The sequence below is a fragment of the Microbacterium sp. F1-18 genome (assembly GCF_052921305.1).
The window spans coordinates 243,674-256,752 of the sequence record NZ_JBREVD010000001.1 but is presented as its reverse complement, the minus strand read 5'-3'; the positions used below and the strand labels follow the sequence as shown (position 1 = coordinate 256,752).

13 protein-coding genes are annotated in these 13,079 nt (G+C 70.9%); 10 read left to right on the top strand and 3 right to left on the bottom strand.

Going from position 1 to position 13,079, the window contains the following annotated elements:
* Genes ACU6RU_RS01245 through ACU6RU_RS01225 form a run of 5 tightly spaced genes read left to right on the top strand, consistent with a single transcriptional unit; the run spans position 1 to position 3,705 of the window.
* Positions 1-867: a DUF2510 domain-containing protein gene (locus ACU6RU_RS01245; RefSeq protein WP_120263279.1), complete on the top strand. Its 867-nt coding sequence runs from the start codon at positions 1-3 to the stop codon at positions 865-867.
* Positions 867-1,703: a sulfite exporter TauE/SafE family protein gene (locus ACU6RU_RS01240; protein ID WP_446725985.1), complete on the top strand. Its 837-nt coding sequence runs from the start codon at positions 867-869 to the stop codon at positions 1,701-1,703. Before ACU6RU_RS01245 ends, ACU6RU_RS01240 begins: the two co-directional genes overlap by 1 nt.
* A gap of 9 nt (positions 1,704-1,712) precedes the next feature.
* The gene (locus ACU6RU_RS01235) at positions 1,713-2,162 is read left to right on the top strand and encodes an FAS1-like dehydratase domain-containing protein (protein WP_120263277.1); all 450 of its coding nucleotides are present in this window, start codon (positions 1,713-1,715) and stop codon (positions 2,160-2,162) included.
* Complete coding sequence (locus ACU6RU_RS01230) at positions 2,159-2,566, top strand: MaoC/PaaZ C-terminal domain-containing protein (RefSeq protein ID WP_120263276.1); 408 nt, start codon at positions 2,159-2,161, stop codon at positions 2,564-2,566. Before ACU6RU_RS01235 ends, ACU6RU_RS01230 begins: the two co-directional genes overlap by 4 nt.
* 2 nt (positions 2,567-2,568) lie before the next feature.
* Positions 2,569-3,705, top strand: a complete 1,137-nt coding sequence (locus ACU6RU_RS01225) for a UDP-N-acetylmuramate dehydrogenase (protein ID WP_446725696.1) — start codon at positions 2,569-2,571, stop codon at positions 3,703-3,705.
* A gap of 106 nt (positions 3,706-3,811) precedes the next feature.
* Here the strand turns inward: ACU6RU_RS01225 and ACU6RU_RS01220 are convergent, their stop codons facing one another.
* A complete protein-coding gene (locus tag ACU6RU_RS01220) occupies positions 3,812-5,011 on the bottom strand; it encodes a pyridoxal phosphate-dependent aminotransferase (protein WP_289331015.1) in 1,200 nt (399 codons plus the stop codon).
* A 94-nt stretch (positions 5,012-5,105) separates the two neighbouring features.
* Here ACU6RU_RS01220 and ACU6RU_RS01215 point away from each other — a divergent pair, with 94 nt between their 5' ends.
* The 5 genes from ACU6RU_RS01215 (at position 5,106) to ACU6RU_RS01195 (ending at position 9,797) form a co-directional block, all read left to right on the top strand.
* Complete coding sequence (locus ACU6RU_RS01215; protein ID WP_446725695.1) at positions 5,106-6,002, top strand: ABC transporter ATP-binding protein; 897 nt, start codon at positions 5,106-5,108, stop codon at positions 6,000-6,002.
* The gene (locus ACU6RU_RS01210; protein WP_120263272.1) at positions 5,999-6,874 is read left to right on the top strand and encodes an ABC transporter permease; all 876 of its coding nucleotides are present in this window, start codon (positions 5,999-6,001) and stop codon (positions 6,872-6,874) included. The genes ACU6RU_RS01215 and ACU6RU_RS01210 overlap by 4 nt, the downstream gene beginning before the upstream one ends.
* Before the next feature lie 15 nt (positions 6,875-6,889).
* Positions 6,890-8,065, top strand: a complete 1,176-nt coding sequence (locus ACU6RU_RS01205) for a sensor histidine kinase (protein WP_120263271.1) — start codon at positions 6,890-6,892, stop codon at positions 8,063-8,065.
* Entirely contained in the window at positions 8,062-8,697 is a 636-nt protein-coding gene (locus tag ACU6RU_RS01200) for a response regulator (RefSeq protein ID WP_289331017.1), read from the top strand. The genes ACU6RU_RS01205 and ACU6RU_RS01200 overlap by 4 nt, the downstream gene beginning before the upstream one ends.
* 122 nt (positions 8,698-8,819) lie before the next feature.
* On the top strand, positions 8,820-9,797 hold the full coding sequence (locus tag ACU6RU_RS01195) for a hypothetical protein (protein ID WP_446725694.1): 978 nt from the start codon (positions 8,820-8,822) through the stop codon (positions 9,795-9,797).
* Positions 9,798-9,891: 94 nt separating this feature from the next.
* On the opposite strand, the gene aceB is transcribed toward ACU6RU_RS01195, so the two are convergent.
* Both aceB and aceA read right to left on the bottom strand, forming a co-directional pair.
* A complete protein-coding gene (gene aceB, locus ACU6RU_RS01190; RefSeq protein ID WP_446725693.1) occupies positions 9,892-11,577 on the bottom strand; it encodes a malate synthase A in 1,686 nt (561 codons plus the stop codon).
* 97 nt (positions 11,578-11,674) lie between these two features.
* Positions 11,675-12,982, bottom strand: a complete 1,308-nt coding sequence (gene aceA, locus ACU6RU_RS01185; RefSeq protein ID WP_120263267.1) for an isocitrate lyase — start codon at positions 12,980-12,982, stop codon at positions 11,675-11,677.
* Between the last annotated feature and the right edge of the window lie 97 nt (positions 12,983-13,079).

Sequence of the window (13,079 nt, the reverse complement as noted above, 5' to 3'; positions counted from 1 at the left end):
TTGAGCGGTTCTACGCCTGCGGGCTGGTACGACGACGGTCACGGCGCGTTGCGGTGGTGGGACGGTGCGGGCTGGACCGAGCACACCCACACCCCTGTCGAGCCCTCGCCCGAGCCGCAGCCCGAGCCCTCGGTCGAAGAGGCGCCGATCGAAGAACCACCGGCGGTGACGGAGGCATCGATCGCCGAGAGCCAGCAGAGTCTCGCGGCATCCGACACCGCCTCGCCGACCGACACGCTGCCGCCCATCCCGCCCGCGCCGGGCGGCTATGCCCCGGTCTATCCCGGCGCACACCCCACGACGGCGACGGCGGCGATGACCGGAGCCCGCGGCGAGGACATCCCTCCTCCGGCACGTCGCTCGAAGCTCTGGATCCTCTTCGTCGCGCTCGGCGCCGTACTCATCGGTCTCATCGTTCTCGCGGCCGTGCTCATTCCGCGTTTCGTGGCCGACATCCTCTCCCCGAGCGCCGACCGCCCGGGTTCGAGCTCGGTGCAGGGGGCCGATCTGCGTGCGGCCGAAGACGTCGTCGATGCTTACGACGACGCGTGGGACGACATGGACTGCGCGGCCTATCAGGCGATCGTCACCCCCGAGTTCCTCTCGAGCGGCGGGCTGTCCGACTGCGCCGACTTCGCGCAGGCCGCGCTCGAGTTCAACAACTCCGTCGAGGACTACGACATCAGCTTCATCTCGACGACCCGCGAGGGAGACACGATCTACGTCCAGACCGTCGAGACCTTCACCCAGACGGCCGATTCCGCCGGCGCTCCGCTCGAGAACCCCGTTCCGAGCAGCTTCTCGGCGCTGTACACGCTCGTTCCGGGCGGCTCCGGCTGGCTCATCGACGATTACGTCGAGCAGTGATGGGGGAGCGGGGTGCGCGCCGGAGCGCGCGGTTCTACCTGGCGTGCGCCGGGGTCGGGCTCGCGGCTGGCCTGCTGTCGGGACTGTTCGGCGTCGGCGGCGGAACGGTCATCGTGCCGCTCCTGGTCCTGCTGCTCGGGTTCGATCAGCGGCTCGCCGCCGGGACCTCGCTCGCCGCAATCGTCCCCACCGCCTCGGTCGGTGTCATCTCCTACGCGGTCACCGGTTCGGTGGCCTGGATCCCGGCGATCATCCTCGCCGCGGGTGCCGTGATCGGTGCGCAGATCGGCAGCTGGCTGCTGGCCAAGATCCCTCAGAACGCGCTGCGATGGGGCTTCGTCGGCTTCCTCGGCGTCGTCATCGTGATGCTCTTCATCGTGGTGCCCTCGCGTGATGCCGTTCTCGAGCTGAGCTGGCCCGTCGGCATCGGGCTCGCCGGGCTCGGACTCTTCACCGGCATCATGGCCGGTCTGCTCGGTGTGGGCGGCGGAGTCATCGTCGTGCCGGCGCTGATGTTCCTCTTCGGCACGAGCGACCTCATCGCCAAGGGCACGTCTCTGCTGATGATGATCCCGACCGCGATCTCGGGCACGGTCGGCAATGCCCGCCGACGCAACGTCGACCTCGTGGCGGCCCTGGTCGTCGGACTCGCCGCCTGCACCACGACCGCGGTCGGCGCCTGGATAGCGACCCTCCTGAACCCGCTCACCGCCAACATCCTGTTCGCCGCGTTCCTCACCTTCATCGCCTCGCAGATGGCGGTGCGTGCCGTCAAGACGCACCGCGCGGCGCGGGCCGAGAAGCGGGCTGCGCTGTCGTCGGAGGGCCAGCGGTAGAATCGGACGGTGTCCGTGAACCCCGATCTGGTCGAACGCGCCTTCGCGCCGACCGCCCCGTACCTCGTGGGTCGCGAGAAGGTGCGCGAGTTCGCCCGCGCCGTCTTCGCGACCGACCCGCAGCACACCGACCCTGAAGCGGCGCGCGCCTTGGGTTACCCCGACGTGGTCGCGCCCCCGACCTTCGCGATGGTGATCCAGGACCTCACGCTGCAGCAGCTGCTGGGCGAGCCCGACTCGGGCATCGCCCTCGAGCGCACGGTGCACGCCGAGCAGCGCTTCCGCTACACCCGGCCGATCGTGGCGGGCGACGAGCTCACCGCGCAGCTCTCGGTGACCGGCATCCGTGCTTTCGGCAAAGGTGCCATGGTGACCAGCGAGGCCGAGATCCGTGACGTCGCCGGCGACCACGTCGTGACCGCCGTCTCGGTGCTGCTGATCGGAGGGGAAGACGCATGAGCGAACTCACCGTCGGAACCGTCGTCGCCGAGCGCACCGTCGAGCTCACCCGTGAGTCGCTCGTGCGTTACGCGGGAGCGTCGGGGGACTTCAACCCCATCCACTACCGCGACGACGTCGCCACCCGCGTCGGCCTGCCCGGTGTGCTCGCCCACGGCATGCTGACCATGGGTCTGGCCGTCGAGACCATCGTCGAGTGGCTCGGCGACAGCGGTCGCATCGTGGAGTACGGCGTGCGGTTCACCCGTCCTGTCGTCGTCGATCCCGAGACGGGCGCGACCCTCACCGTCGTCGCGAAGGTCGGGGCGGTCGACGAGGGCGTCGCCCGGATCGACCTGACCGTCAGCCACGCCGACACCGTCGTGCTCGGCAAGGCCCAGGTGCGCGTCCGCACCGCGGAGTGACCGTGGCTGACATCGAACCGCGGCCCCTCGCGGAGCTGACCACGCTGCGCGCGGGCGCGGCGCCCGAGCGCATGGTCGAGGTGCACACGACAGACGAGCTCGTCGCCACGATGAGGGAGCTGTGGGGGGCGCACGAGCCGTGGCTCGTCGTCGGGGGCGGGTCGAACCTCCTCGCGGGCGACGAGCCCTTCGAGGGCACTGTCGTGGCGATACGCACGACGGGCATCGAAGAGCTGCCGTCGCCGCATCCGGGCCGCATCCGCCTGAAGGCGCAGGCCGGGCACTCGTGGGACGACCTCGTCGAGTACGCCGTCGCGGCGGGCCTCAGCGGGATCGCCGCGATGTCGGGCATCCCGGGCACTGCCGGAGCGGCACCCGTCCAGAACATCGGTGCATACGGTCAGGAGGTCGTGCAGACGCTCGTCGAGGTCGAGCTGCTCGACGAGTCGACGGGAGACGTCAGCGTCGTGCCGGCGTCCGAGCTCGGGCTCGGCTTCCGCACATCCGTGCTCAAGCATCACCACGGGTCGGTCGCGGCGCGGTCCGCGGTCATCCTCTCGATCACGTTGGAACTCGATCAGGTCGGACACGGCGAGTTCGCGATCCGTGGCCCGCAGCTGCGCGGCGCTCTCGGGCTCGATCCCGAGGCCACCGTGTCGCTGCGATGGGTGCGCGAGACCGTGCTCTCGGTGCGCGCCAGCAAGGGGATGGTGCTCGACGACGCCGACCCCGACACCTGGAGCGCCGGGTCGTTCTTCCAGAACGCCGTCGTCACCGCAGCATTCGCACGGACGCTGCCCGACGCGTGCCCGCGCTGGCCGGTGGCTCCCGATCCGGTGGCCGACCGGGTGATCCCGCTCGCGGAGTACTACGGCGTCTCGCCGACGGGCGCGGTGGCCGAACCGGACGTCAAGGTGAGCGCTGCCTGGCTCATCGAGCACGCGGGAATCGGCAAGGGCTTCTCGCTGCCCGGCTCGCGGGCGGGGCTGTCGACCAAGCACGCCCTCGCCCTCACCAACCGCGGGGGAGCGACGGCGGACGAGCTCGCCGCGCTCGCCCGGTTCGTGCAGCAGCGCGTCCAGGCCGAGTTCGGTCTGATCCTCCAGCCCGAGCCCGTGCTGGTCGGCGTCGAGCTCTGACCCGGTTCCCTCAGCCGTCGACTCGCCATGAACGGCGGGTACGAGTGCCCCGGGACCCGCCATTTCTGGCGAGTCGACGGGTCAGGGAGAGGGGAACCAGGGAACCTCAGGAGAAGAGGCGCTGGAGGCGCTGGATGCCTTCGAGCAACTGGTCGTCGCCGAGCGCGTACGACAGGCGCAGGTAGCCCGAGGGGCCGAAGGCCTCGCCGGGCACGACGGCGACCTCGGCCTGCTCGAGGATCAGGTCTGCGAGCTCGAGGCTCGTGTTCACCTCGACGCCGCCCCACGAGCGTCCGAGCAGACCGGTGACGTCGGGGTAGACGTAGAACGCCCCGAGGGGAGTGGGAACGTCGACTCCGGGAATCTTCGCGAGCTCGTCGACGATCAGGCGGCGGCGACGGTCGAAGGCGAGCCGCATCTGCTCGGCCTCGTCCTGCGGTCCCGTGAGTGCTGCGAGGGCGGCGCGCTGCGCGACGTTGTTGACGTTCGACGTCAGGTGCGACTGCAGGTTTCCGGCGAGCTTCATGGCGTCGGCGGGGCCGACCATCCAGCCCACCCGCCACCCGGTCATCGCGTAGGTCTTGGCGACACCGTTGACGAGGATCGTCTGGCCGGCGAGCTCGGGAACGGCCTCGACGATCGAGACTGCGCGGGTGCCTTCGTAGACGAGGTTCTGGTAGATCTCGTCGCTGATGACCCAGATGCCGTGCTCCAGCGCCCACTGGCCGATGGCCGTCGTCTCTTCGGGGGTGTACACCGAGCCCGTCGGGTTCGAGGGCGAGACGAAGACGAGCGCGGTGGTCCGCTCGGTGCGCGCAGCCTCGAGCTGCTCGACGGTGACCTTGTACTCCTGGTCGGCGCCGGCGAAGACCTCGACCGGGATGCCGTCGGCGAGGGCGATCGCTTCGGGGTAGGTGGTCCAGTAGGGAGCCGGCAGCAGCACTTCGTCACCCGGGTTCACGACCGTCTGGAAGGCCTGGTAAACCGACTGCTTGCCACCGTTGGTCACGATGACCTGCGAGGGCTGCACCTCGAGGCCCGAGTCGCGCAGCGTCTTGGCGGCGATCGCCTCACGCAGCACGGGGAGGCCGGCGGCCGGGGTGTACCGGTAGTTGGCAGGGTCGGCGAGAGCGTGCTGGGCGGCCTCGACGATGAACTGCGGCGTCGAGAAATCGGGCTCACCGGCCGCGTACGAGATGACCGGCCGGCCGGCGGCCTGCAGGGCCTTGGCCTTCGCGTCGACCTTGAGGGTCGCCGACTCGGCGATGGCGGAGAGCTTGCGGGACAGCGGTGCGCGTTCGGTCACCCTTCGAGAGTAGCGGCGTGGTCCACCGAATGGTGGACGGGGATCGACCGGATGACCCCTGCCGCACCGGCGCCGCACGCGGCACGCTGGAGACATGACCACGAGAGCGAGCGCACCGACCGTCGTGCGCGGCCTGACCAAGAGATACGGCGACGTGACGGCCGTCGACGACGTGAGCTTCGACGTGCCCGCCGGCGGCGTGTTCGCGTTCCTCGGGACGAACGGAGCCGGCAAGTCCACGACGATCGGAGCCCTCACGACGGTGATCGAGCCGGATGCCGGTCAGCTCGAGGTCGCCGGTCACGACGTCCGGGCCGATGGTGACGCGGTGCGCCGGGCGATCGGCGTCGTCTTCCAGGATTCCCTGCTCGACTCGGCCCTCACCGTCCGCGAGAACCTGACGGTGCGTGCGCGCCCCTACCTCGGTTCGACCGCCGCGATCCGCGATCGCATTCAGCGGCTCGCCGACGTCATCGACCTCGGCGAGTTCGTCGACCGCCGCTACGGGCGGCTCTCGGGAGGCCAGCGTCGACGGGCCGACATCGCCCGAGCGCTCCTGCACGACCCGGAGATCGTCTTCCTCGACGAGCCGACGACCGGGCTCGACCCCGCGAGCAGGCAGATGGTGTGGCGGACGATTCACGAGCTGCGCGAGCGCGTGGGGCTGACGGTCTTTCTCACGACCCATTACCTCGAAGAGACCGAGGAGGCCGACCAGGTGTGCATCATCGACCGCGGGCGTATCGTCGCCGACGGCACTCCAGCGCAGCTGCGCGCGCGGTACAGCTCCAGCATCCTGTCGCTCGTCACCGCCGCCGGCCCCGAGAGCATCGCGGTGGCGGATGCCGCCGAGGCGCGGCGGATCCTCGCCGAACGGGGCGACGCCGTCCTCGACTTCGAGTTCCGGCACGGGCGCATGGACGACGTCTTCCTCGCGCTGACCGGCCAGGCGGCGACCGGGCAGGCGGCGACGGGGGAGGCGACGCGATGAAGACCGTGCAGGCCTACGTCGGGCGCAATCTCCGGCTGTTCTACCGAGACCCGCTCGGGGTGTTCTTCTCTCTCACCGGGGCCCTCGTGGTGTTCCTGCTGTACGCCCTGTTCCTCGGGCAGATGCAGGTCGATTCGCTCGCGGCGACGCCGGGGTTCGACGCCGATGCGGCCCGCGACTTCGTCGACTCGTGGATGTTCGCCGGGGTCGTCGCCGTCGCCGCCGTCACGACCCCGCTCGGTGCGCTGTCGACCTTCGTCGAAGACGCCGCGACCGGACGGTTCCGCGACTTCCTCGTCTCACCCGTGCGTCGCGCGCAGCTCGTGCTCGGTTATCTCGGGTCGGCGTTCATCATCGGCCTGATCACCACGCTCATCGTGCTCGTCGTGGCCCTCGCCTACCTCGGGCTGACCGGCCGCACCCTGCCCGACGCCGGACAGATCACCCGCATCGTGCTGTGGACCGTGCTCTCGGTGGCGGCGTACACGGCGCTCTGGGCGTTCGTGGTGTCGTTCCTGCGCACGAGCGGCTCGTACTCGGGGCTGTCGACGCTCGTCGGAACCCTGACCGGCTTCGTCGCGGGGGCGTACATCCCCGTCGGCTCGTTCCCCGACGCGGTGCGGGATGCCGTCGGCGTCCTCCCGTTCGCCCAATCGGCGATGCTCGTCCGACGCGAGTTCGCCGTCGATCCGCTCGATCGCCTCGCGAGCGGCGCTCCCGGCGCAGTCGAGGAGCTGAGCCGGATCTACGGACTCGACCTTCAGGTGGGGACGGCGACCGTACCGGTCTGGGTCGCGGCGGTCGTCCTGGCTGTGGTTGCCGTCGCGTTCACGGTGCTCGCCGCCGCCCGCATCCGCGCCCGCATCCGCTGAGGGCAGGATGGTGTCGTGATCAGTCGCAGCTGGGTGGATGTCGCCGTCGGTGTCGTGCTCGCCCTCGGCGTCGGCATCCTCGCGGCCGCGGGAGAGACGGCCCGGCTGCCGTGGGCGGTCGCGGGCCTGGTGCTCCTGCTCGCGGCGTATCTCTTCGCACGGCCCTCCGCCGGAGCGGAGGATCCCCGGCGGTTCGCGGTGTTCCTCGCCGTCGCGACGGTCTCGATCGCGGCGATGACCTTCGGCGAGGTCTCCCTCGCGACGATGCAGGTCATCGTGTATCCGCTGGTGTGGATCTTCGCCCCGCTGCGGCGTGACGGTGTCGTGGGATCGCTTCTGGTCGGCGCGGGGATGCTCGTCGGGTACGCCGGCGGCTTCGGTTTCGCTCCCGACGCCCTGCTGGAGGCCACCGTGGTGGCGGTGCTCTCGGCGGCGTTCTCGATCGCGATGGGGTGGTGGATCTCGGCGATCGCCGCGTATGGCACGGAGCGTGCGCGTCTGCTCGACGAGCTCTCGCGCGCGCAGCAGCAGGTCGAGGCACTCAGCCGTGACAAGGGCGCCGCCGACGAGCGCGAGCATCTGGCCCGTGAGATCCACGACACCCTCGCGCAGACCCTCGCCGGGATCGTCATGCTCGCCGAACAGGCCGGACGGCGCTCGCGAACGGGCGACGTCGAGGGTGCCACCGCGGCGGTCGAGCGCCTCGAAGTGGCCGCCCGTGACGCGCTCACCGAGGCGCGCGCCATCGTCGCGCGGACCGCCGCCGTCCCCGCCGACCCCGTGCTCGGTGCCGCGGTCGAACGACTCGCGGAACGCTTCCGCGCCGACACGGGGCTGGAGATCTCCGTCGTCGACACGGCATCCGGAACCGATCGCGAGACCCAGGTCGTCGCGTTGCGCTGCCTGCAGGAAGCGCTCGCCAATGTGCGCAAGCACGCGGGAGCCGCGCGGGTCACGGTGTCGCTCTCCGGTGAGGAGGACGGCGCCCTTCGGCTGGTCGTCGAGGACGACGGGCGCGGGTTCGACGTCTCGTCCCCGCGCACCGGCTACGGCCTCGACGGCATGAGCGATCGGGTGGCGCTCGCGGGCGGCACCGTCGAGGTCGCCGCTGCGGCGGGTGCGGGGACGACCCTGTCGATCCGGTTGCCCGCGCCGACCGCGCCGCGGGCTCCCATGGGGGTGCGGGCATGATCCGCCTGCTGATCGCCGACGACCACCCGATCGTCCGGTCGGGTCTGGCCGGTCTGCTCGCGGACGAGCCCGGGTTCGATGTGATCGCGGAGGCCGCCGACGGGGGCGAGGCCGTCCGCCTCGCCGGCGAGACGCGTCCCGACGTCGTCCTCATGGACCTGCGGATGCCGGTGCTCGACGGCGTCGCGGCCACGGCACGCATCGTGGCGGCGCGCGACGGCGGCGCGGGCCCGCGGGTGTTGATCCTCACCACCTACGAGAGCGACGACCAGATCCTCGCCGCGATCGAGGCCGGAGCCAGCGGGTATCTGCTGAAGGCCGCGCCGCGCGAGGAGATCGTGGCCGGCATCCGGTCGGTCGCCGCCGGGCAGACCGCTCTCTCGCCGGCCGTCGCGGTGCGGTTGGTGGAACGGATGCGGCAACCGGAGGCCGCGGCATCCGCTCTCACTCCGCGCGAGACGGACGTGCTGCGCCTCGTCGCGGCGGGGCACGGCAACAAGCAGATCGCGGTGCAGTTGGGGATCGGCGAGTCGACGGTCAAGACGCATCTGCTGCGCGTGTACGACAAACTCGGCGTCGACGGTCGCACCCGAGCCGTGACCCTCGCGCTGGAGCGCGGCCTGCTTCCCTGACCCTGCGCCCGAGACGATCGTTACGCGGTCGTCACGTGGGGGATCGGGGGCTGTTCTAGCGTGGGTGCGAGGGACGACGGGGGAGAAGCCGGATGCGGGTGCGGGTCGGGATGCGGAGGTGGATGCCGGCTGCTACTGCGGCGGCTGCGGGCGGTGCGCTGGTGCTGTCGCTGGCGGGGTGCGCGGCGATCCCCTTCGGGCCGCCGCCCATCCGTGACGTCGCGACCGTTTCCGACACGATCTCGTGCCCGGAGTTCACGGCCGATCCGCCTGCCGGTGCCGGTCTTCTCCCGGAAGCGTTCGAGGCCGTGGCGGTGTTGGAGTGCGCAAACGGGGTGACGCGCGAGGATGCCGACGGCGTCATCGCCGGAACCGAGATCGTTCGTTACGAGGGCGACCTGTCGGAGTTCCTCGACGCGATGGCGGCGCCCAGCGACCCCGGTCCGGCAGAGGTCTGCCCGGCCGTCGGGTACGGATTCCGCGCTCTTTGGGCGACGGATGCGGCGGGCCGCTTCGCGCCGCTGTCGTTCCCGCTGACCGCGTGCGGCGGCCCGAAGGAGGACGAGCCGCTCGCCGCCCTGGCTCGGCTCGAGGTCGTCGACCGTACATTCTCGGACGCCGTGCGCGTCGAGCTCCGTGAGGCGACGGCGGCGGGCTGCTCGACGCGCGCCGGCGTGGCCCCGCTCGAGATCCTCGGGTGGAGGCCTCTCGAGACGCAGGCGCCGGTCGACGTCGCCGAAGCGATGGTGTGCGCCTACGAGGCGGACGCCTCCGAAGTCCCGGGCGCCCCAGCTGGAACGCCGAGCGTGATCGGCGATGGGGGCCTGTTCGCCGGGGCGTTCTTGCTCGACGCCGAATCGGCGCGTGCGGTGTTCACCGCCGCGGCCGCCCCCGCCAGCCCTACCGCGGCCCGGGACTGTGGTGAGGCGGCATCCCGTTTCGTCGTGGTGCAGCCGCGCGCGACGAGCGCCGGCGACGCTCCGGTGCCGGTGACGGTCGAACTCGACGGCTGCCAGCGCGTCGTCGGCACCGACTTGCAGGCCCGGCCCGCTCCGCCCGAGCTGATCGCCCTCCTCCTCTCCGCCCTCCCCACCCCCTGACCCCCCATCCCTCTCTCCGTCGACTCGCCAGCAACTGCGGATGCGTGGGGTGCGGGATCCGCGTTTCGTGGCGAGTCGACGGGGTGACCGGGGGTCAGAGGTACTTCGCGTAGGCGGGGAGGGTCAGGAAGGCGGGGAAGTCCGAGCCCAGCGCGACCTCGCGGAACAGGGCGGCGGCGTCGTCGAAGCGGTCGTCGTCGCGGCGCTCGACCTCGGCGAGGACATCGTCGACGAGCCCATCGACCCACTCTCGGGTGATCGGCCTACCGTCATCCGTCGTCCGGTCCTGGTGGATCCACTGCCAGATCTGCGAGCGGCTGATCTCGGCCGTGGCGGCATCCTCCATCAGGTCGTCGATCGCGACGGCGCCGATGCCCCGCAGCCACGCCTCGAGATAGCGCACGGCGACCGACACGTTGGCGCGAACCCCGGCCGTGGTGATCGGCAGTCCGATGTGACAGTCGATCAGTTCGGATGCCGCGACCTCGACGTCGTCGCGCTGGCGGTCGAGCTGGTTCGGGCGCTCGCCGAGCACGGCGTCGAACTCCGCGCGAGCGACGGGGATGAGGTCGGGGTGCGCGACCCACGTGCCGTCGAACCCGTCGCTCGCCTCGCGCCGCTTGTCGGCGGCGACCTTCTCGAACGCAGCTCGGGTGACCTCGGGGTTCCGTCGGTTGGGGATGAACGCGCTCATTCCGCCGATGGCATGCGCCCCGCGGCGGTGGCACGTCTTCACGAGCAGCTCTGTGTAGGCACGCATGAACGGCACCGTCATCGTGACCGCGCTGCGGTCGGGCAGCACGAACCGGGCCCCGCGACCGCGGTAGTTCTTGATCATCGAGAAGATGTAATCCCAGCGGCCGGCGTTGAGGCCCGCGCAGTGGTCGCGGAGGGCGAAGAGGATCTCGTCCATCTCGAAGGCCGCGGGAAGCGTCTCGATCAGAACGGTTGCGCGGATCGTGCCGTGAGGCAGCCCGAGGCGTCGCTCCGTGAACGAGAAGACGTCGTCCCACAGCTGCGCTTCCGCGCTCGACTCGAGCTTGGCGAGGTAGAAGTACGGCCCGCGGCCGTTCTCGACGAGCCGCACAGCATTGTGGAACGCGTACAGGCCGAAGTCGACGAGTGACCCCGACGCGTCGAGGGTGCGACCCGTGCGATCGGTGTAGGCGAGGTGCTTCTCGGTGAGGTGCCAGCCGCGCGGGCGCATGACGATCGTCGGCGTGCGCTCCGCGGTGACGGCGTACCGCCGTCCGTCGGGGCCCGTGTGCTCGAGCTCGCCGCGGACCGCATCGCGCAGCGACAGCTGCCCGCCGATGACGTTTCGCCAGGTGGGCGAGGTCGCGTCCTCCTGGTCGGCGAGCCACACCCGCGCCCCGGAGTTCAGGGCGTTGATCGTCATCTTCGGGTCTGTCGGGCCCGTGATCTCGACCCGGCGGTCCTCGAGGCCCGGGCCGGCGCCCGCGACCCGCCACGAAGCATCCTCGCGGATGTGCGCCGTGTCGCTGCGGAACGAGGGGTCGACGCCGTTGCCGATCTCGAAGCGGCGCCGCATCCGGTCGGCGAGTCGGTCGTGGCGTCGCCCCGCGAAGCGGTCGTGCAGCGCCGTGACGAAGTCGAGGGCATCGGGGGTCAGGATCTCGTCGAAGCGCGGGTGCATCTCGCCGCGCACCTCGATCGCGGGTTCGTGGGTCTGCACCGCGACGGGCCCCGTCCAGGCGCGCCGCCGTGTCTCTGCGGGTGTCTCGGTGTGTGTCTCGGTGTGTGTCTCTGTAATGGTCATGGTCTCGTCTCCTGTGGAGGTTCGCGGTCGAGTCGCCAGGATGCGCGGATGTCGGGGGTGCCGAACCGGCAATTCCTGGCGACTCGACGGGGCGGGGTCAGAACTGGGATGCCTCGGTCGATCCGGCCAGGGCGAGGGTGGCGCTGTCGGGGTTGAGCGCCGTCGAGAGGGTGTCGAAGTAGCCGGTGCCTGCTTCGCGCTGGTGACGTGTGGCGGTGTAGCCGTGGGCCTCGGCGTCGAACTCCGCCTGCTGCAGCTCGACATAGGCGCTCATGGCGCGATCGGCGTAGCCACGGGCGAGCTCGAACATCGAGTGGTTGACGGCGTGGAATCCCGCGAGGGTGATGAACTGGAACCGGTACCCGAGGTCGGCGAGTTCTGCCTGGAACGTGGCGATCTGCGCGTCGCTGAGGTGCCGTTTCCAGTTGAAGCTCGGCGAGCAGTTGTAGGCGAGCAGCTTTCCGGGGTGCTCGGCGTGCACGGCTGCGGCGAACTCGCGGGCCAACTCGATGTCGGGCTCGCCGGTCTCGACCCACAGCAGGTCGGCGTAGGGCGCGAAGGCCAGACCGCGCGCGATGACGGGGTCGATTCCGGGGCGCGTGCGGTAGAAGCCCTCGCTCGTGCGCTCGCCGGTGAGGAAGGGGCGGTCGTGCTCGTCGACGTCGCTCGTGATGAGGTCGGCGCCCAGCGCATCGGTGCGAGCGATGACGATCGCGGGGACGCCCGCGACATCCCCGGCCAGCCGCGCCGCGTTGAGCGTGCGGATGTGCTGGGCGGTGGGCACGAGCACCTTTCCGCCGAGGTGGCCGCACTTCTTCTCGCTCGCGAGCTGGTCCTCCCAGTGGGTGCCGGCCGCGCCCGCGGCGATGAGGGATGCCGCGAGCTCGTAGGCGTTGAGCGGACCGCCGAAGCCCGCCTCGCCGTCGGCGACGATCGGAGCGAGCCAGTCGCGGGTGCGGTCGCCCTCGGCGTGCTCGATCTGGTCCTGACGCAGCAGCGCGTTCGTGATGCGCCGGACGACGGCGGGCACGGAGTTGGCGGGGTACAGGCTCTGGTCAGGGTAGGTCTGACCGGCGAGGTTGGCGTCAGCGGCGACCTGCCATCCGGAGAGGTAGATCGCCTTCAGGCCGGCGCGCACCTGCTGGACGGCCTGGCCGCCCGTGTAGGCGCCGAGCGCGCGGACGTAGTCCTCGGTGTGGAGGAGGTTCCACAGCGACTCCGCGCCCCGGCGGGCGAGGGTCGCGTCCTCGCGTACCGAGCCGCGCAGCCGGATGACGTCGTGGGCGCCGTAGGTGCGCTCGATGCCGTCCCAGCGCGGGTCGTTCTGCCACAGCTCCTCGAGCTCGACAGCGGTCTGGGTCTGGTCGCCGGGCCGCAGCGGACCCGGAGCGGGAATCGTGGTCATCTCGGTCTCCTTCGTCGGAACAGGCTGCTCTGCCCGTCGTGGAGACCACTGTGTGCGAAGGAGCGGTCTTGTCCCGGGCGGATCCGCGGAGAAGATC